Here is a 24,077-nt window from a genome sequence, read left to right on the forward strand (position 1 = left end):
GGATCGCTCATCGTGCCCTCCCTTCATCGGGTCGCCCTCGTCGGAGGACCCGTTTCACCGTCCGGACTCCGAACCGCGCGAAGCGGCCCAGCGGATGCAGGACCGGATGCAGGCTCCGTGCGACCTCGGGGTGGTTCAGGCGCACGTACATCCGCATCATCGCGACGATGCCGCCCGTGCCGAACCATCCGGCGCGATGCAGGAACTGGATCTGCTCGAGCGGATAGCCCGGGGTGGTCGAGGCGAGTTGGTCGACCTTGTACTCCATCGACGTGTGGCTGATCGAGGCGTGCTCGGCCGTCATGATCGTCCGGGTGTGGAACCCGTCCTCCGCGGCGGCGTAGGAGATCAGCCGCTCGACGACCTTCGCGAGCGCCGGCACCGACTTGGATCGCGGCTTCTCGTAGTCCTCGTACGCATGCCCGGCGTCCACCAGCCGCCGCAGCGCTTCGGGGCGACACACCCACATACCGCCGAACGGCGCCAGCGGGGAGATGCCGTCCAACGGCACCTGGATCCCTAGCTCGGCGCAGATCTCCTTCGCCCGCGGCAGGTAGAACGACCACGCCCGGCCCGGCAGACTGTATCCGACGTGCATCATCGGCGGATAGACGATGCCGAGGCCCGGCTCCCGCTCAAACAGCGCGAGCATGTTGCGCACGTAACCCGGCGAGTCGAGTAGGTTCTCCAGCTGATAGCGGGAGAAGTAGCGCTTCGCGTTCTGCGATCGCTGACGTGGCGTGCGCCCGTGCACCTTGAACACGAGGTCGTAGCGCCCCTCGGTCAGCGCGTCGCGGCAGCCGAGCAGCAGGGCACTCATGTCGCGGCCCGCCGCAGGCACGACCCGGACCTCGGCCCGGGTGAGCCGGTCCAGCCTAAGCGCCTCGATACCCGTCCGCATCTCCGCCACCATGCGGTCGTCGTGGACTGTGACGAACAGGTCGAAGGGGTGCGGGACAGCGCGCAGCGCACCGATGACGCGGGGGAGGTCCTTGGTCTGAGGCAAGTGCGCCACGACGGCGAGCCTCGGCGCGGGGGCGGCCTCCTTGACGAGCGCGCGACCGGGAAGCACCTCGAGCATCCCGGCGTCCGTGTTCAGCACCTTGGGCTGCACGTTGCGCGCCAGGTTGCTCCACACCAGATCTGCCGGATATCCGTGCTCCGACATGGTCTCGACGATGCGGCGTCCACTCACCGCGTGTCGGTTCATGAAGGGAGGGTAGTGAAACAGGGGTCGCCGCTTGACCAGTGGGCAGCCGTCCTCGACGAGCAGATCCGGGTTGAACAGCGCGGGATGCTCGGTCGGGTAGTCGCCCTCGGAGAAGGCGACGTCGTGGGTGAAGCCGGCCTGCGCGAACGTCTCCGTGAAGATCGCCTCGTGCTTGAGCACCGCATCGAAATACGACGGCATCTCCGGCAGCTCCGCCCAATACCGCCGCCACGCCTCCGACAGGAACATCTCCCGCCGCACCGCGATCCAGAACGACTGCAGATGATACGGAAGAACGCCCTTGCCCGTGAACGGATTCGGCTCCTGCCGCACATGATCCGTCATGCCCCAGAAATGAACTGGACGCTCCCCCATCCGCTCGAACACCGGACCATACGGACGCACCGGACCAAACCACGTGTCGTTCGTCAGCAGAACCTCATCGAACTCGCCGATCGCATCGCCCACATGATCCAACGCATCCTTATGCGCCCAGATGTCGAACCCGACATTGTCACGCACCAGGATCTCATCCGACACCGGCTCCAGCTTCGCCCGACCCTCCTCCGACAAAGAGCCGTTCACCACCACCAGCACCCGCGCCGCATGCTCACGCAACCCCGCAAGAGCATGAGGAACGAAATCCTCCACACCCCCACGCCGATCCCACACCACATACACCACAAGCCGACGACCACCCACAGGAAAGGACGAAGGCAGGGAAAGGGAAGTCATGAGACGCATCAGCTCCGGATAATCACAGTCACGAGACCGTCGGCGTCACGCGCCAAGGGCCGCCGATCAGCCTAGGGCGCGGAGTTTCAGCGACCCTGGGCGAGGGCCTTGAGTAGGTACGCACCGTAACCACTCTTGATCAGCGGTTCCGCACGCTCGCGCAGCTCATCGTCGGTGAGGAAGCCCATCCGCCAGGCGACCTCCTCCGGGCAACCGATGGACAGCCCCTGACGCTTCTCGACAGTGCGGATGAAGTCGGTCGCCTCGGCCAGCGAGTCGAACGTGCCGGTGTCCAGCCACGCGGTGCCGCGGGTAAGCAACTGCACCTTCAGCTTCCCGCGGTCCAGGTATTCGCGGTTGACGTCGGTGATCTCCAGCTCCCCGCGAGGCGAGGGCTTGAGGTTCTTGGCGATCTCGATCACGTCGTTGTCGTAGAAGTACAGACCGGGCACCGCGTAGTTGCTCTTCGGCTGCGCCGGCTTCTCCTGGAGGGAGACCACGCGGCCGGCGTCGTCGAACTCCACGACGCCGTAGGCCGTCGCATCGTCGACCCAGTATCCGAACACGACGCCGCCGTCGAGGTCGGTGTACTGACGCAGCTGCGTGCCCATCCCCTGGCCGTAGAAGATGTTGTCGCCTAGCACCAGGGCCGCGGAATCAGATCCGATGTGTTCCTCGCCGAGGACGAAGGCCTGGGCGAGGCCGTCCGGAGACGGCTGGGTCTTGTAGGTGATCGAGACGCCGAAGCGCGAGCCGTCACCGAGGAGGCGCTGGAACGCCTCGGCGTCGTGCGGGGTTGTGATCATCAGGATGTCCCGGATGCCCGCCAGGATGAGCGTCGACAGCGGGTAGTAGATCATCGGCTTGTCGTACACCGGGACCAGCTGCTTCGAGATACCGAGGGTGATCGGGTGCAGCCGCGAGCCGGTGCCACCGGCCAGGATGATTCCACGCATGCAGCCATTCTCTCGCATTCCGTCCGGGTTCCTGTGAATTCACCGCCGTCCACACCGGGGAGACTGAGCGGTCCCCGCTACCCTGGAGACCATGCAGAGACTGCTCGTCACCGGCGGCGCCGGCTTCATCGGCTCGAACTTCGTGCACCACGTCGTGGAGAACACCGACCACCACGTCACCGTGCTGGACGCCCTAACCTACGCCGGCAACCGTGCGTCGCTGGACGGTCTGCCCGCGGACCGGTTGACGTTCGTGCACGGCGACATCACCGATGCGGAACTGGTCGACACGCTTTTCGCCGATACCGACGCCGTCGTGCACTACGCCGCGGAGTCACACAACGACAACTCACTGCACAGCCCGCGCCCCTTCCTTGACACGAACATCGTCGGCACATACACGCTGCTCGAAGCGGCTCGCAAGCACGACCGCCGAATCCACCACATTTCGACCGACGAGGTCTACGGCGACCTGGAGCTCGACGACCCGGAGCGGTTCACCGAGAGCACCCCGTACAACCCGTCCTCGCCGTACTCCTCCACGAAGGCTGGATCCGACCTGCTCGTGCGCGCCTGGGTTCGCTCCTTCGGCGTGCGCGCCACGATCTCGAACTGCTCCAACAATTACGGCCCGTACCAGCACGTGGAGAAGTTCATCCCGCGTCAGATCACCAACGTGATCCGCGGCATCCGGCCCAAGCTCTACGGCGCCGGCGAAAACGTGCGGGACTGGATCCACGCGAACGACCACTCGTCCGCGGTGCTCACGATCCTCGACAAGGGGCGCATCGGCGAGACCTATCTCATCGGCGCCGACGGGGAGCGCAACAACAAGGACGTCGTCGAGCTCATCCTCGAGCAGATGGGTCAGCCGCGCGAAGCGTACGACCACGTCACCGACCGCGCCGGTCACGACCTGCGCTATGCGATCGACTCCACCAAGCTCCGCACCGAGCTCGGCTGGGCCCCGCGGTACGCCGACTTCGAGTCCGGCCTCGCCGCCACGATCGACTGGTACAAGGCCAATGAAGCCTGGTGGGCGCCCTCCAAGGACGCCACCGAGGCGTTCTACGCGACCAAGGGACAGTGATGACGGTCGAGTTCGGCAAGCAGCTCCAGGTCGTCGAGACGCCGATTCCGGGGATGATCGTCCTCGAGCTGCCGGTGCACGGCGATGCGCGCGGATGGTTCAAGGAGAACTGGCAGCGCGACAAGATGACCGCGTTGGGCCTTCCTGACTTCGGCCCGGTGCAGAACAACATCTCGTTCAACGACGCCGTTGGCACCACGCGCGGCATCCATGCGGAGCCCTGGGACAAGTGGGTCTCCGTCGCCACCGGCCGGATCTTCGGGGCCTGGGTCGATCTGCGCGAAGGCGACAACTTCGGCACCGTCTTCACCACCGAACTCGATCCGTCCCGGGCGATCTTCGTGCCGCGCGGTGTCGGCAACTCGTACCAGACGCTGGAGCCGGACACGGCGTACACCTACCTCGTGAACGACCACTGGTCACCGGACGCGTCCTACTCGTTCCTGAACCTCGCCGACGAGACGGCGGCGATCGAGTGGCCCATCCCGCTCGCGGATGTGGAGATCTCGGAGAAGGACAAGAACCACCCGCGGCTGGCGGACGTCACCCCGATCGCGCCGCGCAGGATCCTCGTCGTCGGCGCGAACGGTCAGCTCGGCCTGGCACTGCGCGCCGAGCTGGGCGACGCCGCGCATGTCGAGTACGCGACCCGCGCCGACCTGGACCTCGCCGACGCCGATCTGGCGACCGCTCGCCGCTGGCGCGACTACGGCACGATCATCAACGCCGGCGCCTACACGGCGGTGGATCTCGCCGAGACGCCCGAGGGACGACGCGACGCGTGGATTGCGAACTCGGAGGGACCTGCCCGCCTGGCGCGGATCGCCGCCGAGAACGGCATCACCCTCGTCCACGTGTCGAGCGACTACATCTTCGACGGCACGGCCGACCGTCCGTACCGCGAGGACGACGCGCTGGCGCCGCTCGGCGTGTACGGGCAGACGAAGGCGGCGGGAGACGTGGCCGTGGGCACGGCGCCGCGGCACTACATCCTGCGCACGTCGTGGGTGATCGGCGAGGGCAAGAACTTCGTGCGCACGATGGCCTCGCTGGCCGAGCGCGGCATCGATCCGCGTGTGGTGGACGACCAGATCGGGCGCCTCACCTTCACGACCGACATCGCGCGGGCGATCGTCCACCTTCTCGACGCAGAAGCCCCGTACGGCGTCTACAACGTCACGAGCTCGGGCGAGCCCGCATCCTGGGCGGACATCGCCCGCGCGGTGTTCTCCGAGACCGGGCACGACCCGGCACGCATCACCGGTGTCAGCACCGAGGAGTACTTCGCGTCCGCGACCGCACCGGTCGCACCGCGGCCGGCGTGGAGCGTGCTGGACCTGTCGAAGCTCGAGGCGACGGGATTCGAGAGCCGTCCCGGGCTCGAGTCGCTGCGAGACTACTTGTCTTGAACTCCCGCGCTCGCCTGGTGGAGGGCTTGCACCTGTTCCGAGGCACGGCGTCCGGCCGCTCGCGCGAGCCGTGCCGAGGGCTCCTCCACGAAGAGGGTGAAGAGCCAGGCGACGACAAAGACGACCGGGACGGCGATCAACAGCGCCCGGTGCGGCGTGCCCGGCGCGACGTGCAGCGAGCCCAGCAGGATCGGCATGTGCACGAGGTAGAGGCTGAAGGAGATCCTTCCGGGGAACCGGAACGGTGCCGTGCCGAGAAGCCGCGCCAGCTCTGAGGGCGAGGCGAGCCCCCAGACGATGAGTGCCGCACCGAGCGTCACGAAACCCTGCAACGCCCCTCTGGCCCCGGCCGGAAGCAGGTCCGGAAGGACGACGCGCACGACGAGGTCGGGCACCCCGATCGCCACGATGCCCACGACCGTAAGGAGCCACGGGCGCGGCTGCGCTGCGCGGAGGCGTGCGCGAAGTCCACATCACTGCCGCGACGCATCCGGCGAGGAACATCGGGCCGTAGATGAGCGCCTGCACGCCCAGCACGATGCCGACGGACGTGGCCGCGCCGCAGGCGATCATCCACAGCCAGTGTCCCCTGGTGATCCGCGCCACCGAAACGAATGCGACCGGAAGCATCAACGAGAACAGCAGCTCCCAGCGCAGCGACCAGAGCGGATTGATGACGTGAGTCGACACGGTGATGAGGAAGAACGAATCCACGATCTGGGATGGTGTGAGCGTCGCGAAGCTTAACGCCCTGGCCCATTCGCTCGGTGCCGTCTCCGGCTTCTGGTGCCCGAGCAGGATGACGATGATCGCGAAGGCCATCGCCCCCGCGGAGGGCAGCCACAGCCGCAGGATCCGTCGCGGGTAGTAGGTCCACAAGTCGAGCGCGCGCCCTTGGAGTATCGGGAGTACCAGGACGAAGCCGCTCAGCACGAAGAACACGACGACGGCCTCGGGACCCATCAGCGCGTACTTGAGCGGCGTGTCGGCGAGCAGTCGCACGCGGCCCCGGGCGCCCGCCAGCGCGGCCAGATAGGCTTCGCCTCAGGCGCTGCTTAGCACCGCCTGGTGCGCGACGACGATCACCGCCGCCAGGCCTCGAAGACCGTCGAGGGCAACGAAACGCGTAGACGTGGCCCCGGCGGGCCGAACCAGTTCGTGCTCCGGAGAGACCGGGCTCAACCGGTCACCGTGACCGTGCGGCAGCCGAGGAGCGTGTGCCCTCCGGTGCCGTTGTTGATGCCGTAGACGCACACGCCGTGCGAGCCGGCCGACATCGGGATCGTCTGGTAGAAGCCATGGTTGCTTCCGGTCCCGGGGTACGCGGCGGCGACATCCGGACGAGCGATGTCAGCAGTGTACGGTTGGCCGACTCCGTCCACGTAGATGTGGATGGTGATCGGGTCCGTCGTGTCGGGATCGATCACCCATCCGGCCACCGTCGCGGTCCCCGCTCCGCCGATCAGCGCCTCGTAGTTTCCGTACGGGGCGCGACCGCGGTCGACCACCGGCGGAGCAACCGAGTTGGTGACCTGCTTGCAGCCGAGGAGCGAATGCCCGCCGGGGCCGGTGTTGATCCCATACACGCAGATGGTCGAGGTCCCGGAGGGGATAGAGACCGTCTGGTCGAAGCCGTGGTATGAGCCGTAAGAGGGGAATGCGGAGAGCGAGCCGTTGTTCGCCTTGTCTGCAATGAAAGCCTGACCGGCCGCTCCGACGTAGATGTGCACATTGATGGGTGAGCGAGTGTCGGGGTCCACGGCCCAGCCGCTGACCCGGGCCGAGGTACCGGAGACATCGACACTGGCAATCGACCCGACAGGAGCGCGTCCCTGGTCGGGGATGGATTGATCGACGTCGACGGTCTTACAGCCGAGGAATGCGTTGCCGCCCGGGCCCGCGTTGATCGCGTAGGCACACACTGTCGTCGTTGTGTCCGTGGTCGTCAGCTGCTCCTCGAATCCGTGCTTGTCTCCGTATCCGGGGTTCGCGGTGGCGACATCCGCGCGAGCTTTGTCGGCGGTGTAGGCACGGCCCACGCCGCCTTGGTACAGATGCACCTGGATCGGCGATGCGGTATCCGGATCGATGGCCCAGCCCTTCGCCGTGACCATTCCCTTTCCTGTCAGGAGAGTCTCGAAGCTGCCTATCGGGGCGCGACCCTTCTCTTCGATCCCACCGGGCTTCGTCGCCTGTTGGCACCCGAAGTCCGAGGTGCCTCCCGGGCCGATGTTGATCCCGTAGACGCAGATCGTCTGGGCGCCTGTATTGGCGGGCACGTGCGCTACGAACCCGTGATTCGCGCCGTATTGCTGATAAGCAGTGGGGATGGCTGTGCTCGCCGCATCAGCGGTGAACGCACGCCCCACCCCGCCGATGTACACGTGCACGGTCGCCGCGTCGGTCGTGTCAGGGTCGATGGCCCAACCGGTGACGTCGAACCCGTCACCGGCGGCCTTGATCGACGTGACGGCGCCGACAGGCGAGCCAGTCATCGGCACGATCTTCTGACATCCCAGCAGCACATTGACACCGGGACCCGAGTTGATCGCATAGATGCACACCTCAGTCGCATCGGGTCCCTGTGCGGGAACCCTTGCAGAGAACCCGTGCTTCTCGCCCTTGCCGGGATACGCACCCGCGACGTCCCAACGTGTCTGATCGGCGGCGATAGCCGTGCCAACTCCGCCCACGTAGACGTGTACCGAGATCGGCGACGACGTGTTCGGATCGATCGCCCAGCCCGAGACAGCCACTTCGCCAGGAGATGCCTGGACCATCTCAACATTGCCGAAGGGGTTGTCGGCCGCAGGATTTTTCTGCGTCGACCCGAACCAGTCGGTGAAGTAGTTGTAGAAGTTCCGGTTCCCATAACTGGAGCAGGAATCGCCGAAGCCGTAGCCCGCGTTAAGCGCAGCAGCATTGGGCTGATAGGGCGTGTAGTAGTACAAGGCCGACGTCGCCTTGTTGGCGATGTACACCGGCGAACTGCCGCACACGTCCTTCCACACCCCGGGCGAGACCTGCACCGGCGGGTGCCAGAGCAGGTTCCAGGTGTTGCCCGGCGCGTACCACTTGAAGTAGCGGCCCTCCATGTACAGCTGCATCTGACGCGCTGCACCGTAGACCTGGTGGAAGAAGCCGACGAACTTCGGGTCACACGCGACACCGCCGTCAGGGCAGCCCTGGCCCAGCGCCTTGTCATAACGCCAGGCGCTCGGCCAGGTGTGCGTGACGAGGCTCTGCTCCTTCTGGAGCATGACGATCAGCACCTGCGGGTTGATCCCGCACGACTGCGACACGCGGTAGATGATGCGCGCCGCAGACTCGCCTGCGGCGCCGGTGTAGCCCTTGCAGTATGTGTCCGCCGGACGATTCACCGTGTTCATCCGGAAGTCCTTGATGCAGACGATCGGCCGACCGTCCTCGTCGGTACCACCGCGGCAGGTCGTCACTTTGGAATTGAAGAACGACTGAATCTGTGCCTCAGTCATCGTGGTGGTGTCCGTGAACACTGCGTCGCTGATGATGTTGCCCGCGGAGAAACCTGCAAGCGACGTCTTGACAGGTACACCCATCGTGCTCTTCACGGGAACTGCGCTCGAACTCTGCACGGTTCCGGAAGCCGCGGAAACCGGTCCGGAAGCGGCGAAAGACGGCGCGGCCGTGCCTACGACAAGGGCGACGACAGCGAGAGCCGTCATCACCCAGCGTGAGATCCGAGGCGCACGCGGGTCGGGAGTACCGCGAAGATGCATGTGAATAGTGTGACGGAAGTTGGCGAATGATGCCAGTGGGGCAGGATATCGGTTCCTCAGAAGCAGCCGAGATATTCTCTGGAGTTTCTCAGAGCTCCGCGTGCAGCGCCCAGAGGCGCTCCGCGGAGCTCGCCCACGAGAACGCCCTCGAGCGGTCCGCGGCGAGCACGCGCAGTCGTCGCTCCCCCGTGCCCAGCGCGTCGATGACGGCATCCGGGATCTCGTCCGTCGAGACGATCGCCGCGCCGTCGGCGAGCACGTCGCGGTGCACGCCGGACTCGACCGCCACCAGCGGCACCGACAGCGCCATCGCCTCGACCGCCCGCCAGGGCCACGCCGAGGCCGCTGACGTCGCGACGAGCGCTGCCGCTCCCCCGAGGACCGCGGCCCGATCCTCATCGCCCAGAGAGCCGCGGATGTGCGCCCGTCGCTCGGGCAGGCCCGCGGCCGCTGCGACGTCGGCCAGCGCCGGCTCGGAGCCCTCAGGCGCATCCAGCACCACGGCATCCGCACCGGCCTGCGATGCGGCGCGGAAGCCCTGCAGCAGTGAGTCCGCGTCACCCGCGAGCGCGATGTACCGCTCGGGGATCTGCAGGTCCTCGCGGCGCCGCGAGGCGTCCGCGGGAACCGCGAACCCCTCGGGAGCCGCACCCGCGATCACCCGGACCCGGTCTCCGAAGCGGCCGAGCTCGCCCAGGCGCTCGGCCATCGAGTGCGACGGCACCACGACCGCGTCCGCATGCTTGGCCGCACGCTTGAGCATCGCCTTCTGCCAGACCAGCTGCGCCTTGCTCAGCCTCTCCGGAGCCTCCCAGGCATCCAGGTCCCACAGGGTCACGGTGACCTGGTCGTTGTCGTTCGCGCGATCGTGGCGCACCAGCGGCGCCATCAGGCTCGGCGCGTGGATCAGGCCGCCTCCGACGCCCGGCGCGATGCCCAGCTGCCAGGCCGCGGCGAGCTCCTGCCGCCCCAGGGGCAGACCACGCACGTCCTGCACGCCGCGCACGGGCACCTCGGCCCCTCTCGGCACGAGCGCCGAGACGACGCATCCGCGTGGAGCCGTGGCGACCAGCCCGGCCGTCAGGGAGAGCGCCGCACGCGCCAGATCCGCGTCCACGACCTGCGACGCCTGATCCAGCACCACCCGCAGCTGCACACTCATAAGGTCAGCCTAAGCGAGCCGCTCCGATATACCGGGCGACCGGCCGCCCTTCCCCGATCAGCCCTCGCTCGGGGCCTTCGTCGGCGGGTGCAGCGCGTCCTTGACCTTCTCGCGGATCAGGTCGTAGTCGGGCGTCTTCTCCTCGATGCCGTTCTCCGGCGTCAGCTCGATCTGCGTGACCGGCTGCTTCTTGGCCTTCATCATCAGATCGAAGAACTCCGGCAGCTTGTCCTGCGGCAGGTCCGTGGACGCGAGCGCCGTGCCGGCCTTCATCACCTCGGAGAAGTGCGTGAGCACGTTCTCCGGCGTGAACTGCGCGAGGATCGCCTCCTGCAGCTGACGCTGACGCTTCATGCGGTCGTAGTCGCTCGTGGTGTACCGCGAGCGGGCGTACCACTGCGCGGTGTCGCCGTTCATGTGCTGCTGGCCGGGCTCGATCCAGCCGATCGCCCACTTGTCCACGTCGTGCGCGCCGGATCCGGGCGGCGGGCCGCCCTTCGGCAGACGCTCGGTCACGTTGATGTCGACGCCGCCCAGCGCGTCCACGAGATCGGCGAAGCCGTTCATGTCGACGAACACGTAGTACGGGATCTTGATCCCGAGCACGGCCTCGGCGGCGTCCTTGGTCGCCTCGATGCCCGGCGCGGAGCCGTGCGCCGCGGCATCCGGATAGAGCGCCTTGCCGCGGTCCTTGCGGCACACCTCGGCGGCGTTGCGGATCTGGTTCATCCACGCGTTCCAGCCGCACGTGCTGGAGCTGTGGGACCGGAAGCCGTCCGGATACAGCTTGTGCATGGGGCTGTCGGCCGGGAACGGCGGGTCGGGGAGCTCGCGCGGGATGCCGGTGATCGTCGTCGCACCGGTGGTGGCGTTCACGGACACCACCGAGATGCTGTCGAAGCGCATCGAGTCGCGGCCGTCACCGCTGTCGGCGCCCAGCAGCAGCACGTTGTAGTAGCCGTCGCTGGGCGGGAGGCTGGGTCCGCTGTTGCCGAACAGCGCGTTCAGCGCGCCCCGGCTGTCCGCGGCGATGTTCGAGGCGTAGACGGCTCCGGAGCCGACCAGCGCGAGCACGACGAGGGAGGCGATCGGCGCCGCCCAGCGGGTGATCGTGGGCAGCTTCACGAGCCTGAGCAGCCGCAGCGTGTCGACAGTGAGCACGACCCACAGCAGCGCGTAGGCCAGGCAGAGCACCTGCGCCAGCGTGAGCACGAACCACGACAACGGCCCGGTTGCCAGCCACACCAGGGTCTGCCGCGCGAACAGGGCGAACCCCACCGCGACGATCGCCAGGAACCAGCCCAGGAGCGTCGCTCCGAGCCCGAACCGCCCGAGCCGCCGGTTGCCCGCGAGCACCTGTGCGGAGCCGGGGATCAGCACATTCAGCACCACGAGCCACCAGGCGCGGCGCCCCATGCCGTGCGAATCCTGCTGATCCGGGTTGCGGATCGGGTGCGACTCGATGAGCGGCCGTGCGCCCGCCTCACGGGCGCGCGGAGCCGCCAGGGTCACAGCGAGTCCTTCAGCCGCCGGTTCTTCTGCTCCACCTGGCCCTCGAGGTCACGCGCGTACGCCTCGACCCGATCCGCCAGCTCGGCGTCCGAGGTGCCCAGGATGCGCGCGGCCAGGATGCCTGCGTTCCGCGCCCCGCCGATGGACACCGTCGCCACCGGGATGCCTGCCGGCATCTGCACGATCGAGAGCAGGGAGTCCATGCCGTCGAGGTAGGCGAGCGGCACCGGCACGCCGACCACGGGCAGCGCCGTCATGGAGGCGAGCATGCCCGGCAGGTGAGCGGCTCCCCCGGCGCCGGCGATGATCACCCGGATGCCGCGGCCGCGCGCCTCGCGCGCGTAGCTCATCAGCTTGTCGGGCGTGCGGTGTGCGGAGACGACCTCGACCTCGTGCGGGATGCCGAAGTCGGTGAGCGCCTGCGATGCGTCGCTCATCACACGCCAATCGGAGTCGGAACCCATCACGACGCCGACCAGGGGCGAACTCGAGGAATGCAGCGGCTCAGTCACCATGACAGGCTACGGGGCGCCCCTGTGAGAACGTCGCAACGGCACGCAGTCGCGCCGTCGGAGCCGGACTCAGAGGAACTGCGCAGCGGCGGCACGCGCGATGTACACGACATCGTCCAGGTCGGAGCCCGCCACATTGACATGGCCGACCTTGCGACCGGGCCGCGGAGCCTTGCCGTAGGTGTGGATCTTCGCCTCGGGATGCTCGGTCATCGCCTGCGGGAACCGGTCCTCCAGAGCCCCTTCGGCGGGCCCTCCGAGGATGTTCACCATCACGGTCCACGCGGCGCGGGGCTCGGTGCGCCCGAGCGGCAGATCCGCGACGGCGCGCAGGTGCTGCTCGAACTGCCCGGTGATCGCACCGTCCTGGCTCCAGTGACCGCTGTTGTGCGGGCGCATGGCGAGCTCGTTCACGAGGATGCGCTCGTCGTCCGTCTCGAACAGCTCGACGGCCAGCATCCCGGTCACCCCCACGCCCTCGGCGATGGTGCGGCCGATCTGCTCGGCGACCTGCACCAGACGGGCGCTGGTGCCCGGAGCGGGAGCGATGACCTCGGCGCACACGCCGTCGCGCTGCACGGTCTCCACGACCGGGTAGGCCACCATCTCGCCGCAGGGACGACGCGCGATCTGCTGCGCGAGCTCGCGGGTGAACGAGACGAGCTCCTCGGCCAGGAGCGATTCGCCCTCGGCGAGACCGGCGAACCAGTCGGATGCCTCTGCACCGGCCCGCACGACGCGCACGCCCTTGCCGTCGTAGCCGCCGCGCGGCGTCTTCACGACCGCACCACCGCCGTGATCGTCGATGAAGCGCTGCAGCTCCTCGGCATCCGACACCGCCGCCCAGTCGGGCTGCGGCACGCCGAGCTCGGCGAGACGCGCGCGCATGACCAGCTTGTCCTGCGCGAACTGCAGGGCGTCGGGGCCGGGGTGCACCTGCACGCCGTCGGCGATGAGTGCGCGCAGCACCTCCTGGGGCACGTGCTCGTGGTCGAAGGTGACGACGTCGACGTCGCGCACGAACGCACGCACGGTCTCCAGGTCGCGGTAGTCGCCGACCGCGGTCGCGGCGAGCTGCGCCGACATGCCGTGGTCCTCGGCCAGCACGCGCAGATCGAGGCCGAGCTCCACCGCCGGGGCGATCATCATCCTCGCCAGCTGGCCTCCGCCGATCACACCCACGCGCACAGTCATCCGCTGTCCTTTCGTCAACGCCCATTCTTCCGCATGCGGGAAGGGTGCGGATGCCGTTCGGAGCGCGTCCGGGCTCAGTCGCCCGCGTTCCCGGACTGCGCGTCGCGATGCGCGAGGATCTGGTTCACCTCGACCTGGTCGGCGAGCGCCTCGTGCACGAGGTTCACGCTCGGCACGTTGACGAGGCGCAGCGGGGCGTCCACGCCGTTGCTCAGCGTGATGGTCCCCGCCCCCCACATCCGCTGGAGGATGCCCCGCCGCACGGCGATCGAGTAGCCCCGCGTGTGCGAGAGCTCCCTGCGACTCCGCGAACCCATCCCCTCGCGCACGATGACGCGGCGGGTGGTGATCGTGTAGGTGCGCGACAGCCAGAACAGGAAGGGCACGATCACGAACAGCACGATCGCGGCTGCAGCCGCGGCAAGCAGCATCCAGTCCTCGAACGGCGGCTCGAGGTTCCCGTAGAGGAAGGCGGTCGCGCCGCACACGCCGATCAGGACCAGGGCGGACCAGAAGAGACGCCGCGCATGACTGCGGAACCGCGCCACCAGCAGCTCTTCCACGGGCGCGCCCGGTGGCGGCATCATCGGCCGTCCGCCGAGCGTCACGGGCTGGGTCACCCCTCCATTGTGCCCGTACGGCCCTTCGTCGGGCTCAGGGGCCCAGGTGTGTCCTGATCAGGCCGGGCGCACGTGCACGACGTCGCCCGAGGCCACCGCGTGCTCGGCTCGGCCGTCGTCGACGACCAGACGGCCGTCGGATGCGAGACGCACGGCCCGTCCGGTGAGCACGCTGCCGTCGGGCAGGGACACGTCGACGTCCTGGCCGAGCGTGAGGCAGCGCGAGGTCGCGGCCTCGTGAAGCCCGGATGCCGCGGCATCCGCGTGCCCGGCGAGTGCTCCGACCGCGGCCGCCAGCCCGGTCAGGTAGTCGGCGAGAAGCCGGTCGACGTCGGCCTCGACGCCGAGCGCGGCGAAAGAGGTCGCGGTCGGGACCGGGAGCTGGTCAGCGGTCATGGCCGTGTTGACGCCCGTGCCGACGACGATCGCGCCTCCGGTCACCTCGGCGAGGATGCCGCAGATCTTGCGGCCGTCGACGAGCACGTCGTTGGGCCACTTCAGTCCGACCTCGTGACCGGGCAGCTGCGCGGTGACGGCGTCCGTCATCGCCACCCCGGCCGCCAGCGGGATCCAGCCCCACAGGTCGACGTCGACGGGCAGGTCGCGCAGCAGCACCGAGACGGCGAGCGCGGCGCCCGCCGGTGTGGTCCAGGTGCGGTCCAGGCGCCCGCGACCCGAGGTCTGCGTGTCGGTCAGCAGCACCGAGAGGTGCGGCCAGTCGACGGCATCCGCCGCCCGCCCGCGCAGTTCTGCGTTGGTCGAGCCGCACTCGGGCAGCACGAGCAGGCGCGAGGCGACGGCGGAGGCCCTGGTCAGGTCCATTCAGTCCTCGTCGTCCTCGTCGTCGTCGCTCACGTCGTCGTCATCCGGCCCGGACTCCACGGCGTCGCGCGCGTGCCACTCGTCCCACTTCTGCATCAGCTGCTCGATGGCGCCGTGGAACTTCGCGGTGGCCGCGCCCGGCGTGGTGTCGCCGAAGTAGTGCTGCACCCAGGTGCGCAGGCGGGCGACGGCTTCGGCATCCGCGCTCACCCGCTCGACCTCGGCGAGGATGTTCTCTGCGCCCGAGACGGTGAGCCATTCGCACGCCGACAGGTATCCGGTCGTGTCGATCGAGGCGCGCTCATCGGCGGGCCGCGTGATCATGAGGGGCTTGCCCGCGGCGAGCCGGTCGTAGACCATGGCCGAGATGTCGACCACGGCGACGTCGGCGGCTGCGAGCTGCCAGCCGAGGTCCGGACCATTGTCGTAGACGTGATGCGCGGAGGGGTCGGCGGCGTTGGCCGCGGCGATCGCGTCGAGGATGCGCTGATGCGCCGCGCCGTACTCCTCGTTCACGACGCCGCTGCGGGGATGCGGGCGGTAGATGACGCGATGCCGGGGACTGGCGAGGAGACCGCGCATGAGCGCCTCTCCGTGCGTGGCGATGGAGCCGTAGTGCGCGGACGGGCGGTCGCCCTCCCAGGTCGGCGCGTACAGCACGACGGTGCGCTCATCGGGTGTGTAGGGCAGCGTCCCGGAGTAGTGGTCGGCCTGCGGACGGCCGATCTCGATCGTGCGCCGATCGAGATCGAAGTCCCACAGCGTGCGACTGAGCCGGTCGCGGGCCGCCTGACCGGCGATCAGCGCGTAGTCGTACGCCTTGTACTGGTTCGTGGTCATGTACATCTTGTCGGACTCGCCGTGGTTGATGAACACGTGCCAGCGGCGCCCGTACCGGAACATCTGGAAGTTGCGGGTGTTCTGGTTGACGTACAGCACCACGCGGATGTCCTGCTTGGCGAGGAATTTCTCGAGGTTGCGCACGGTGGGCACGAATGCCACCGGAAGGCCGCTCTCCTCGATCAGCTTCTCCGCACCCGTCGCGCTGCGGGAGAGCACCACCACCGGCCAGCGCTCGGCGAGCCCCTGGAGCGGGCGGTACCACTGCCGCATCTGGTACATGTTCACGGCGCCGTCGGCGAAGTACACCGCCACCCGGTAGCGGCCCGGTTCGAGCGGCTCCTGAGCGGCGAGCGTGCGACGGACCCGCTGCACGGCCGAGCGCGAGGTGAGCGCCTTCCGCAGCAGCCGATACGCCTTCTTCCCGTCAGAGACCACACCCATCCGTCCAGAATACGGGGTGGGATGCCCGCGCTCCGAGCCGGTGACAGGGCAACCTCCGAATCCGCCGAGTCGCGCCACCGCGCCGCATGACATGATCGACGGGTGCAGCACAACGACAGGACCGACTCCGACGGCGTCTCCTTCGTCATGCCCGTGCTGAACGAGATCGACTACCTGGAGCACGCGGTGCAGTCCGTGCTGGCGCAGGACGTCGACGGACCCACCGAGCTGGTCCTGGCGCTCGGGCCCTCCAGCGACGGGACGACGGCGCTCGCGCAGCGCCTCGCCGACGGCGACGCCCGCATCCGCCTGGTGCAGAACCCGCATGCGCACATCCCGGTCGGCCTGAACGCCGCGATCCGAGCGAGCCGGTACCCCACGATCATCCGCGTGGACGCGCACTCCGAGCTCTCCCCCGGCTACGCGCGGCGGGCGCTGGAGACGCTGCAGCGCACCGGCGCCGCGAACGTCGGCGGTGTCATGCGCGCCGACGGCAGGACCCCGTTCCAGAGCGCGGTGGCGCGGCTGTACAACTCCCCCGTCGGACTGGGCGGCGGCGCGTACCACGGCGGCGCCCCCGATGGCGAGGCGGAGTCCGCGTACCTCGGCGTCATGCGGCGCGAGGTGCTCGACGAGATCGGCCTGTTCGATGAGAGCATCCGTCGCGGCGAGGACTGGGAGCTGAACCTGCGCATCCGTCAGGCCGGCCATCTGGTGTGGTTCGACCCGACGCTGTCGGTCACGTACTGGCCGCGGGAGAGCTGGTGGCGGCTGGCACGTCAGTTCCGTGCCACGGGCGCCTGGCGCGGAGAGCTGGTGCGCCGGTACGGGCGCAGCAACAGCCTGCGATTCTTCGCCCCGCCGGCGCTGGTGGTGCTCACCGCGCTGGCTGTGATCGTCGGCATCCTGCAGCTGACCGGCGTGCTGCACGGGCTCGCCTCGCTCATCGCGAGCGCGGTCTACCTTCCCCTGGTCGCGTACGTCCTGCTGGTGCTCGCCGTCGGCCTGGGCGGCCTCGGGATCGCACGAGGACCGCGCGGGCTGCACGAGCGGCTGTGGACCCTCGCCGTTCTGCCCACGATGCACTTCGCCTGGGGTCTCGGGTTCCTCGCCGGCGTGCTCCGCGGAGCCGGCGACACGGTGGACGCCTCGCGCCTCGGATCGCAGAACACACCGCTCCCCTGACGAGCCCATCGAAGGGCACGGGGACGCGGCGGTCGCTCAGGCGGTCAGCCAGCCCTGGTCGAGGATGCGGGAGACCACCCGATCCGCGGCTCCCCCGTCGTCGAGACGGTTGAACTGCGAGGTCCATGCCGCGTAGTGCTCGCGATACGCGTCAGGGCCCTCGGCATCCGCCAGCGCACGGATCAGCTCGTCCTGCGAGCGCACGAGCGGCCCCGGGGCGCGTTCGGCGAGGTCGAAGTAGAAGCCGCGCAGCTCGCCCCGGTAGTGCTCCAGATCGGGCACCAGGAAGTACATCGGCCGCCCCGTCACGCTGAAGTCGAACATCACCGACGAGTAGTCGGTGATCAGGGCATCCGCGATGAGCAGCAGTCGCGAGGTCTCCGGGTAGCCGGTCACGTCGATGACACGGGACCCCGCCCGGTCGCGACCGGGCTTGAGCGTGCGCGAGTGTCCGCGCACGAGCACCACCGAGTCGGTCTTCGACGCCAGCTGCTCCGGATCGATGAAGTCCACCATCTCGGAGCGGTCGTCGCGCCAGGTGGGCGCGTACAGCAGCACGCGCTCGTCGGCTCCGATCCCGAGCGCCTCGCGCACGGGAGCGGGATCTCCGGTGACGAGCAGGTCGTTGCGCGGGTAGCCGTCCGTCCAGATCGGCTTGCCGAAGAACGCATAGGCCTTCTTCAGCACGCGCGCGGCGTAGACGTTCTGCGCCAGCAGGGCGTCCCAGCGACGGGACTCCTTCACCACGGCCGCCATCCGCCGGGGGTCGAACCCCGGCCGGTGCAGGGCGAGCCGTTTGAGAGGCGTGCCGTGCCACGTCTGCAGCACCCGCTGGCCGGGTTTGCGCACGAACCGCCGCCGCAGCCAGTCGTTGACGATCAGCATCCGCGCGGCAGCCCTCGCCCGCCACCACTCCGGGCTGCCCTCGACGACGGCGACGGCGCCCTCGGGCACCTCCACCGACAGGTCGGTGACCGCCCAGTACCGCGTCACCGACGGCGCGCGCTCGGCGAGCACCCGATCGATGGCACGCGGGTTGCAGCCCGAGGTCTGCCCGTAGAAGCTCTCGAAGAACACCGCGTTCTCGCCGGCGCCGATCTGCGACACGTACCGCTCCTCGAGGGTGCGCTGCCCCTCGGCGGTCTCGTACACCGGATCCAGTGGCGGAGCGATCGTCACGACCGATCCGTGCGCCTCGACGCGCAGGATCGGCAGCAGCGTGGGCTCGACGGCGACCTCGGAGAGGTCCTCCCCCTCGACGGACAGCGCGTACTCGCCCGCAGGCAGCGGCAGCTCCGCGCCGCCCCAGCGCGCGGCGCGCAGCGGGAACGTCGCCTTCCAGGTCCTGCCGCCTCCGGTCACCTTCGCCGTGACCTGCGCACGCGATCCAGTCAGTGCGGCGGATGCCGGGCGCGGTCCGGTCCCCGCGACGATCAGCGTCTGCGTCTGCTCATCGATGCGAGCGGTGGTCATCGTGCTCCCTTCGGCGCGGGGATCCCCCGCGCGCGGATGGACCTGTAGACGCGGTGGGCGTTGCGCCCGTCGCGATAGGCGTGCATGTCCTCGCTGAGCGCCGCCGACCGCTCCGCACGCTCTGCGCGTACGTCGTCGTCGCCCAGCACGGCGTCGATCTGCTCGATCGCGCCGTCCCAGTCGCGAGCGTAGTCGTCGCCTGCGACATCCTCGTAGCGCCCGTAGAAGCCGCGCTCGCGCGCGTAGTCGTCGACGTCCGGTGCCAGGTACACCACCGGCATGGCCAGCAGTCCCACGTCGTACGCCATCGAGGAGTAGTCCGTCACCAGCAGGTCCACCCGCGGCAGCGCGGGGGTGACGTCGGGCAGCAGCTCCGAGTTCAGCATCCGGACCCGCCCGCTGGACCACGGCGGCGAGTACGAGCCCTCGCCCAGCGGATGCGAGCGGATGAACAGGATGGCGTCGTGCTGCTCCAGCATCCGCACGATCCGCACCCACTGCGCGGCATCCGGCACGGCGGGGTCGGCTGCGCCGTCGCGCCAGGTCGGCGCGTACAGCAGCACGCGCTGCTGCGGCAGGAGCGGACCGGTGCGGGTGAGCAGCGTCGTCGCCGCGGCACGTCGCTCCTCCGGCGTTCCCGCCGACAGCACGTCGACGCGCGGCTCCCCCGTGACGACCACCCGGTCGTCGCCGAGACCGAACGCGGATTCGAGGCGGCCGCGGGAGCGGTGCGAGGCCGCAGGGAGCACGCGGATCCGCTGCGCCGCTCCACGGTAGGCGACGGTCAGCAGCCGGCGCAGCAGGGCCGCGCCGGGGAGACGCGCAGGGACCTGCGCGGTGACCGGTGAGTCCAGGCCGATGCGCTTGAGCGGGATGCCGTGCCAGAGCTGCACGACGAAGCCGTCCGTGCTGCCGTAGCGGTTGACGTCCCCCAGACCGTGGGTGACGACGATGACCTCGGCGCGTGCGGTCGCCCACCATCCGCGGATGCCGTCGCGGCGGCGCGTGCGGATGCCCAGCGCCCTGGCATCCGCCTGCTCTCGCGGCGAGCGCACCAGCCAGAGCGTGCGATGCCCCTGAGCCTGAGCCTCACGCAGCAGCGCGAGGGCGCCGTCGCCGATTCCCGCCCCGCACCCGAACACCCAGGTGCGTCCGCGCGGGACGATCAGGGTTCCTATGCGTCCCGCGGCATACAACGGCAGGCGGAGCAGTTTGGCCGCGTTGCCGGTTCCGAACGAGAAGGACGCCACCCCGCGAGCCTATCGCGGGGTGGCGTCCTGAACTGACCGTGGACTGAGGGGGCTCAGAGCTTGAGCTCGCCCAGTGTGGCCTCGGTGGTGTAGGTCTTGCCGTCGCGGACGTATGTGATCTGCACCGTGGATCCGGCGGCCTCGGCGCGCACCTGGGCGGTGAGGTCGGTGGCGCTGCCGATGGGCAGTCCGTCGAACTCCGTGATGATGTCGCCGGACTGCAGCCCGGCCTTCTCCGCCGCCCCGCCCGCGGTGGGCTTGGCGATCACGGCTCCGGCGATGGTCGCGTCCTTCAGAGAGGTCGCATCCTGCACCTGAGCACCGAGCAGGCCGTGCGTGGCGGACCCGTTCTCGATGATCTCGGTGGAGACCCGCTTGGCGATGTTCGCCGGGATGGCGAAGCCGACGCCGATGGAGCCGGGCTCACTGGACGACGACGAGGACTGGCCCGCGGTCGCGATGGCGACGTTCACGCCGATCAGGCGGCCCTGGCTGTCGACGAGCGCGCCGCCGGAGTTTCCGGGGTTGATCGCCGCGTCGGTCTGGATGACCGCGATCGAGATCGACTGCTGCGGCTGCTGGCTCTGGCTCTGGCCCGGCAGATCGAACTGGAACGGGTTGCCGTTGCCGTTGCCGCCATCGCCGTTCTGCTGCGAGTCGGAGTTCTTCGGCACGGCCGAGGAGGCGACCTGGATGCTGCGGTTCAGCGCGCTGACGATGCCGTCGGTGACCGAGTTCGACAGGCCGAGCGGGGCGCCGACCGCGACGGCCGCGTCGCCCACGTTGAGCTTGGAGGAGTTACCGAACTCGATGGGCTTGAGGCCCGTCGCATCCTTCAGCTTGATGACCGCGAGGTCGTAGATCGGGTCGGTGCCGACGACGGTGGCCGAGTAGATGTGGCCGTCGGAGGTGGTCACCGTGATCGTCGGGTCCGCGACGGCGCCACCGAGGGTGACGACGTGCGTGTTGGTCATGACGTAGCCGTCCTTGGACAGGATGACTCCGGATCCGCTGCCCGACTCCTGGGAGCCGGCGACGTTGATCGTCACGACCGAGGGGAGCACGTCGGCCGCGATCGCGGTGGTCTGGTTCACGGAGCCGGGGTTGTTGACCGTGACGGTCTGCGGTCCGGTCGCGGTCTGCGAGACGGGCGTGCCGTTCAGGGAGCCGCCGATCGCGCTGCCGCCGAAGCCCGCCACGCCGCCCACCAGGGCCGCTGCGAGCAGGAGACCGGCGACCTTGAGCGTCGCGCCGCCCTTGCCGGGCGATGAAGCGCCGGAGGTCCCGGCCGGCGCGGCGAGCAGCGTCGGGTCGAGTGGGAGGGTCGGCTCGGTCGGGTGCGACTGCGCGTTCTGCGCGGCGCCGCCGAACGCGGATCCCGTCGGGTGCGGTGCGAGGTGCGCGGGGCCGCTGTAGTGAGCCTGCGGTGCGGTCGGCTGAGTCGGCTGCTGCGCACCGTACGGTGCCTGCCAGCCCGGGGACTGCGGGGCGCCGTACGCGCCGGTGGCGGGCTGACCGGCCTGAGGCTGGTCGGCCGCGGCGGGCGCACCCGGTGCGGAGAACGGAGGGTTCGGCGGCGTCGAGCCGGCGTTCGGCATCCCGGGGTCGGGGACCTCACCGTTGGTGTTGTTGTCGTTCATGATCTGCTCCTTCCAGGCGCACCATCAGACTGACAAGCGTCCCTGTGGTTTTCATATGGCGAAGTTGGATTTCTCCTATGGTCTTAGCCTGTTCTGCATGGATGTCATTCCCGGCGCTTGGCGGCGCACCGCAGCAGGAGCAGGTCTGCTCTCCCCACAGGGCGAAGTCGCGCCCACCATCTTCGCAGAGATGTCTGCGGCGGCGGTGCGATTCGACGCGATCAACCTCGGGCAGGGCTTCCCCGACGAGGACGGTCCGTCGGTGGTCCTGGAGGCGGCGAAGGATGCCATCGCGCACGGCGCGAACCAGTACCCGCCGGGGCGCGGCATCCCGGACCTGCGGCTCGCGATCAGCGAGCACCAGCGCCGCTTCTACGGCCTGGAGGCGGATCCCGACACCGAGGTCCTCGTCACCGCCGGCGCCACCGAGGCGCTCACGGCGACCCTGCTCGCGCTGATCGACTCGCCCGAGGACGAGGTGGTCGTCTTCGAGCCGTACTACGACTCCTACGCGGCGGTCGTGGCACTGGCCGGAGCGCGCCTGCGCACGGTTCCGCTGCGGCTCCCCGACTTCCAGCCGGATCTGGATCAGCTCGCCGCCGTCGTGAACGACCGCACCCGGATCATCCTCGTGAACGACCCGCACAACCCGACCGGCGCGGTGTTCGGCCCCGAGGTGCAGGCGGAGGTCGTGCGACTGGCGAATCGGCACGACGCGGTCATCGTGACCGACGAGGTGTACGAGCACCTGTCGTTCTCGGCGCCGCACGTGCCGATCGCGACGCTGCCCGGCGCCGCGGAGCGGACGCTGACCATCTCGTCGGGCGGCAAGACGTTCTCGGCGACCGGCTGGAAGATCGGGTGGGTGCACGGTCCTGCCGAGCTGATCACCGCGGTGCTCACCGTGAAGCAGTTCCTCACCTACGTGAACGGCTCGGCCTTCCAGCCGGCGATCGCCGTCGGTCTGCGACTCCCGGACTCCTACTTCGACGATGCCCGCGCGACGCTGCTGCACAAGCACGGCATCCTGGGCGATGCGCTGCGCACGGCAGGGTTCGACGTGCACCCACCGCAGGGCGGGTACTTCACGGTCGCCGACGCCACGGCGCTGGGAGGGGCGGATGCCATGGCCTTCTGCCGCGCCCTTCCGGAGCGCGCCGGAGTGGTGGCGATCCCGATCACCGCGTTCGTCGCTCCGGAGCACCACGGCGACTACGCGGGGCTGGTGCGCTTCGCCGCCTGCAAGAGGGTCGACGTGCTCGAGGAGGCCGCCCGCCGGCTCGCGGCGCTCGGCTGAGACGCGCGGCTTCTGACTGTCACACTCCGGGGGCCGACACGCCAGATTTCGGACGTTTCCCGCGAATCCGTCCGTCATCTGGCGTGTCGGCCCCCGATCTGTGTCGCGTTCCCCGCGTCAGGCGTCTGCTTCGAAGGCGACGACGCTCACGAGGTCTGCCGCGGGACGACGGCGTAGCGGCGCAGCCGCAGGACGGGATTGGTGTCACGGGTGCGTGCGATCAGCTGCGGGTCGACGGATGCCAGGGCGATGCCCTCGCCCGCGCTGACGCCGGCGACAGACACCCCCTGCGGGTCGAGCACCTGGGACAGACCGACGCCGATCGGTGCGGGATGGTCGGCGGCGATCACGTACGCGGTGCTCTCGACGGCGCGCGCGGTGAGCAGGGTGCTCCAGTGATGCTCCTTGAGGGGGCCGCGCACCCATTCGGCGGGCACGATCAGGGCGTCCGCTCCGGCATCGACGAGCGTGCGCGCGACCTCCGGGAAGCGCAGGTCGTAGCAGGTCATCATGCCGAACCGGATGCCGCAGGCGTCGAACACCGACGCCTGGCCGAGCTCTCCGGGCTCGATCCAGTCCGACTCGGTCTGGCCGAACGCATCGTAGAGGTGCTGCTTGCGGTAGATCGCCTGCACTCCGGCATCCGACACCGCGACCAGCGTGTTGTGCACGCGGCCTGCGTCCGCGGTCTCGACCATGCCCGCGACGATGACGGCGCCGTGCTCAGCCGCGAGCCCCTGCAGGGTCTGCACGAACTCCCCGCCGACGGGCTCTGCGTTGGCAGCGAGCGAGTCGTCCATCGGGTCGACGAAGAAGCTGCTGTACTCCGGAAGCACGATCACCCGGGCGCCGCGACCCGCGGCATCCGCGACGAGTCCCGCGATGCGCGCACGGTTGGATTCCCGCGATGCAGTGGGCGCGAACTGGCAGACGGCGACGAGCGGAGCGGATGCGGTCATGTGCCCATC

19 protein-coding genes and 1 pseudogene are annotated in these 24,077 nt (G+C 69.2%); 4 read left to right on the forward strand and 16 right to left on the reverse strand.

Features of this window, described 5'->3' with window-relative positions:
- Positions 1-7: 7 nt before the first annotated feature.
- Positions 8-1,954 (reverse strand): rhamnan synthesis F family protein, encoded by a 1,947-nt coding sequence (locus tag ACTJJ4_RS05115; protein WP_440942293.1) that lies wholly within the window; start codon positions 1,952-1,954, stop codon positions 8-10.
- Positions 1,955-2,031: 77 nt separating this feature from the next.
- Positions 2,032-2,901, reverse strand: a complete 870-nt coding sequence (rfbA, locus tag ACTJJ4_RS05120) for a glucose-1-phosphate thymidylyltransferase RfbA (protein ID WP_440942294.1) — start codon at positions 2,899-2,901, stop codon at positions 2,032-2,034.
- Positions 2,902-2,992: 91 nt separating this feature from the next.
- Between rfbA and rfbB the strand changes: the two genes are divergently transcribed.
- Complete coding sequence (rfbB, locus tag ACTJJ4_RS05125) at positions 2,993-3,991, forward strand: dTDP-glucose 4,6-dehydratase (protein WP_440942295.1); 999 nt, start codon at positions 2,993-2,995, stop codon at positions 3,989-3,991.
- Positions 3,991-5,400, forward strand: a complete 1,410-nt coding sequence (locus tag ACTJJ4_RS05130; protein WP_440942296.1) for a sugar nucleotide-binding protein — start codon at positions 3,991-3,993, stop codon at positions 5,398-5,400. Before rfbB ends, ACTJJ4_RS05130 begins: the two co-directional genes overlap by 1 nt.
- Here ACTJJ4_RS05130 and ACTJJ4_RS05135 read toward each other — a convergent pair.
- From ACTJJ4_RS05135 to ACTJJ4_RS05180, 10 genes and pseudogenes are all read right to left on the reverse strand, one after another.
- Positions 5,388-5,816, reverse strand: coding sequence for an acyltransferase family protein (locus ACTJJ4_RS05135; RefSeq protein WP_440942297.1), 429 nt, complete (start codon positions 5,814-5,816; stop codon positions 5,388-5,390). The genes ACTJJ4_RS05130 and ACTJJ4_RS05135 overlap by 13 nt on opposite strands.
- A 79-nt stretch (positions 5,817-5,895) precedes the next feature.
- Positions 5,896-6,363: pseudogene (locus tag ACTJJ4_RS05140) on the reverse strand (acyltransferase family protein); the annotation flags it as partial.
- Between the two features lie 215 nt (positions 6,364-6,578).
- Positions 6,579-8,990 carry a hypothetical protein gene (locus tag ACTJJ4_RS05145; protein ID WP_440942298.1) on the reverse strand — a complete coding sequence of 804 codons (2,412 nt, stop codon included), beginning with the start codon at positions 8,988-8,990 and terminating at the stop codon, positions 6,579-6,581.
- Between the two features lie 256 nt (positions 8,991-9,246).
- Positions 9,247-10,320: a glycosyltransferase gene (locus ACTJJ4_RS05150; protein ID WP_440942299.1), complete on the reverse strand. Its 1,074-nt coding sequence runs from the start codon at positions 10,318-10,320 to the stop codon at positions 9,247-9,249.
- Positions 10,321-10,377: 57 nt separating this feature from the next.
- Positions 10,378-11,832 (reverse strand): LCP family protein, encoded by a 1,455-nt coding sequence (locus ACTJJ4_RS05155; protein WP_440942300.1) that lies wholly within the window; start codon positions 11,830-11,832, stop codon positions 10,378-10,380.
- Entirely contained in the window at positions 11,829-12,296 is a 468-nt protein-coding gene (gene purE, locus ACTJJ4_RS05160; protein WP_292702192.1) for a 5-(carboxyamino)imidazole ribonucleotide mutase, read from the reverse strand. Before purE ends, ACTJJ4_RS05155 begins: the two co-directional genes overlap by 4 nt.
- Before the next feature lie 117 nt (positions 12,297-12,413).
- Positions 12,414-13,538 carry a 5-(carboxyamino)imidazole ribonucleotide synthase gene (locus ACTJJ4_RS05165; protein ID WP_440942301.1) on the reverse strand — a complete coding sequence of 375 codons (1,125 nt, stop codon included), beginning with the start codon at positions 13,536-13,538 and terminating at the stop codon, positions 12,414-12,416.
- Positions 13,539-13,612: 74 nt separating this feature from the next.
- Positions 13,613-14,158: a PH domain-containing protein gene (locus ACTJJ4_RS05170; RefSeq protein WP_440942302.1), complete on the reverse strand. Its 546-nt coding sequence runs from the start codon at positions 14,156-14,158 to the stop codon at positions 13,613-13,615.
- Positions 14,159-14,215: 57 nt separating this feature from the next.
- On the reverse strand, positions 14,216-14,980 hold the full coding sequence (locus ACTJJ4_RS05175; RefSeq protein ID WP_440942303.1) for a biotin--[acetyl-CoA-carboxylase] ligase: 765 nt from the start codon (positions 14,978-14,980) through the stop codon (positions 14,216-14,218).
- Positions 14,981-16,264, reverse strand: a complete 1,284-nt coding sequence (locus ACTJJ4_RS05180; protein ID WP_440942304.1) for a CDP-glycerol glycerophosphotransferase family protein — start codon at positions 16,262-16,264, stop codon at positions 14,981-14,983. It abuts the gene before it with no gap.
- Between the two features lie 147 nt (positions 16,265-16,411).
- Here ACTJJ4_RS05180 and ACTJJ4_RS05185 point away from each other — a divergent pair, with 147 nt between their 5' ends.
- Positions 16,412-17,449 (forward strand): glycosyltransferase, encoded by a 1,038-nt coding sequence (locus tag ACTJJ4_RS05185; protein ID WP_440942821.1) that lies wholly within the window; start codon positions 16,412-16,414, stop codon positions 17,447-17,449.
- A 36-nt stretch (positions 17,450-17,485) separates the two neighbouring features.
- On the opposite strand, the gene ACTJJ4_RS05190 is transcribed toward ACTJJ4_RS05185, so the two are convergent.
- From ACTJJ4_RS05190 to ACTJJ4_RS05200, 3 genes are read right to left on the reverse strand one after another with little or no spacing between them, the layout of a single operon-like run.
- Entirely contained in the window at positions 17,486-18,922 is a 1,437-nt protein-coding gene (locus ACTJJ4_RS05190; protein ID WP_440942305.1) for a CDP-glycerol glycerophosphotransferase family protein, read from the reverse strand.
- Positions 18,919-20,172: a CDP-glycerol glycerophosphotransferase family protein gene (locus tag ACTJJ4_RS05195; protein WP_440942306.1), complete on the reverse strand. Its 1,254-nt coding sequence runs from the start codon at positions 20,170-20,172 to the stop codon at positions 18,919-18,921. The genes ACTJJ4_RS05190 and ACTJJ4_RS05195 overlap by 4 nt, the downstream gene beginning before the upstream one ends.
- Positions 20,173-20,225: 53 nt before the next feature.
- Positions 20,226-21,812 (reverse strand): S1C family serine protease, encoded by a 1,587-nt coding sequence (locus tag ACTJJ4_RS05200; protein ID WP_440942307.1) that lies wholly within the window; start codon positions 21,810-21,812, stop codon positions 20,226-20,228.
- A 97-nt stretch (positions 21,813-21,909) separates the two neighbouring features.
- Between ACTJJ4_RS05200 and ACTJJ4_RS05205 the strand changes: the two genes are divergently transcribed.
- Positions 21,910-23,109 (forward strand): aminotransferase class I/II-fold pyridoxal phosphate-dependent enzyme, encoded by a 1,200-nt coding sequence (locus ACTJJ4_RS05205; RefSeq protein ID WP_440942308.1) that lies wholly within the window; start codon positions 21,910-21,912, stop codon positions 23,107-23,109.
- A 146-nt stretch (positions 23,110-23,255) separates the two neighbouring features.
- Here ACTJJ4_RS05205 and ACTJJ4_RS05210 read toward each other — a convergent pair whose 3' ends face one another.
- The gene (locus ACTJJ4_RS05210; protein ID WP_440942309.1) at positions 23,256-24,068 is read right to left on the reverse strand and encodes a carbon-nitrogen hydrolase family protein; all 813 of its coding nucleotides are present in this window, start codon (positions 24,066-24,068) and stop codon (positions 23,256-23,258) included.
- Between the last annotated feature and the right edge of the window lie 9 nt (positions 24,069-24,077).

The sequence above is a fragment of the Microbacterium sp. 22195 genome, from assembly GCF_052056515.1.
Lineage (GTDB): Bacteria > Actinomycetota > Actinomycetes > Actinomycetales > Microbacteriaceae > Microbacterium.

Bases quoted from the DNA above. Each gene is read 5' to 3' on its own strand.
- ACTJJ4_RS05175 (WP_440942303.1), bottom strand. From the start codon at position 14,980: ATGGACCTGACCAGGGCCTCCGCCGTCGCCTCGCGCCTGCTCGTGCTG.
- rfbA (WP_440942294.1), bottom strand. From the start codon at position 2,901: ATGCGTGGAATCATCCTGGCCGGTGGCACCGGCTCGCGGCTGCACCCG.
- ACTJJ4_RS05190 (WP_440942305.1), bottom strand. From the start codon at position 18,922: ATGACCACCGCTCGCATCGATGAGCAGACGCAGACGCTGATCGTCGCG.
- ACTJJ4_RS05115 (WP_440942293.1), bottom strand. From the start codon at position 1,954: ATGCGTCTCATGACTTCCCTTTCCCTGCCTTCGTCCTTTCCTGTGGGT.
- ACTJJ4_RS05200 (WP_440942307.1), bottom strand. From the start codon at position 21,812: ATGAACGACAACAACACCAACGGTGAGGTCCCCGACCCCGGGATGCCG.
- purE (WP_292702192.1), bottom strand. From the start codon at position 12,296: ATGGGTTCCGACTCCGATTGGCGTGTGATGAGCGACGCATCGCAGGCG.
- rfbB (WP_440942295.1), top strand. From the start codon at position 2,993: ATGCAGAGACTGCTCGTCACCGGCGGCGCCGGCTTCATCGGCTCGAAC.
- ACTJJ4_RS05210 (WP_440942309.1), bottom strand. From the start codon at position 24,068: ATGACCGCATCCGCTCCGCTCGTCGCCGTCTGCCAGTTCGCGCCCACT.
- ACTJJ4_RS05180 (WP_440942304.1), bottom strand. From the start codon at position 16,264: ATGGGTGTGGTCTCTGACGGGAAGAAGGCGTATCGGCTGCTGCGGAAG.
- ACTJJ4_RS05150 (WP_440942299.1), bottom strand. From the start codon at position 10,320: ATGAGTGTGCAGCTGCGGGTGGTGCTGGATCAGGCGTCGCAGGTCGTG.
- ACTJJ4_RS05130 (WP_440942296.1), top strand. From the start codon at position 3,991: ATGACGGTCGAGTTCGGCAAGCAGCTCCAGGTCGTCGAGACGCCGATT.
- ACTJJ4_RS05185 (WP_440942821.1), top strand. From the start codon at position 16,412: ATGCCCGTGCTGAACGAGATCGACTACCTGGAGCACGCGGTGCAGTCC.
- ACTJJ4_RS05205 (WP_440942308.1), top strand. From the start codon at position 21,910: ATGGATGTCATTCCCGGCGCTTGGCGGCGCACCGCAGCAGGAGCAGGT.
- ACTJJ4_RS05165 (WP_440942301.1), bottom strand. From the start codon at position 13,538: ATGACTGTGCGCGTGGGTGTGATCGGCGGAGGCCAGCTGGCGAGGATG.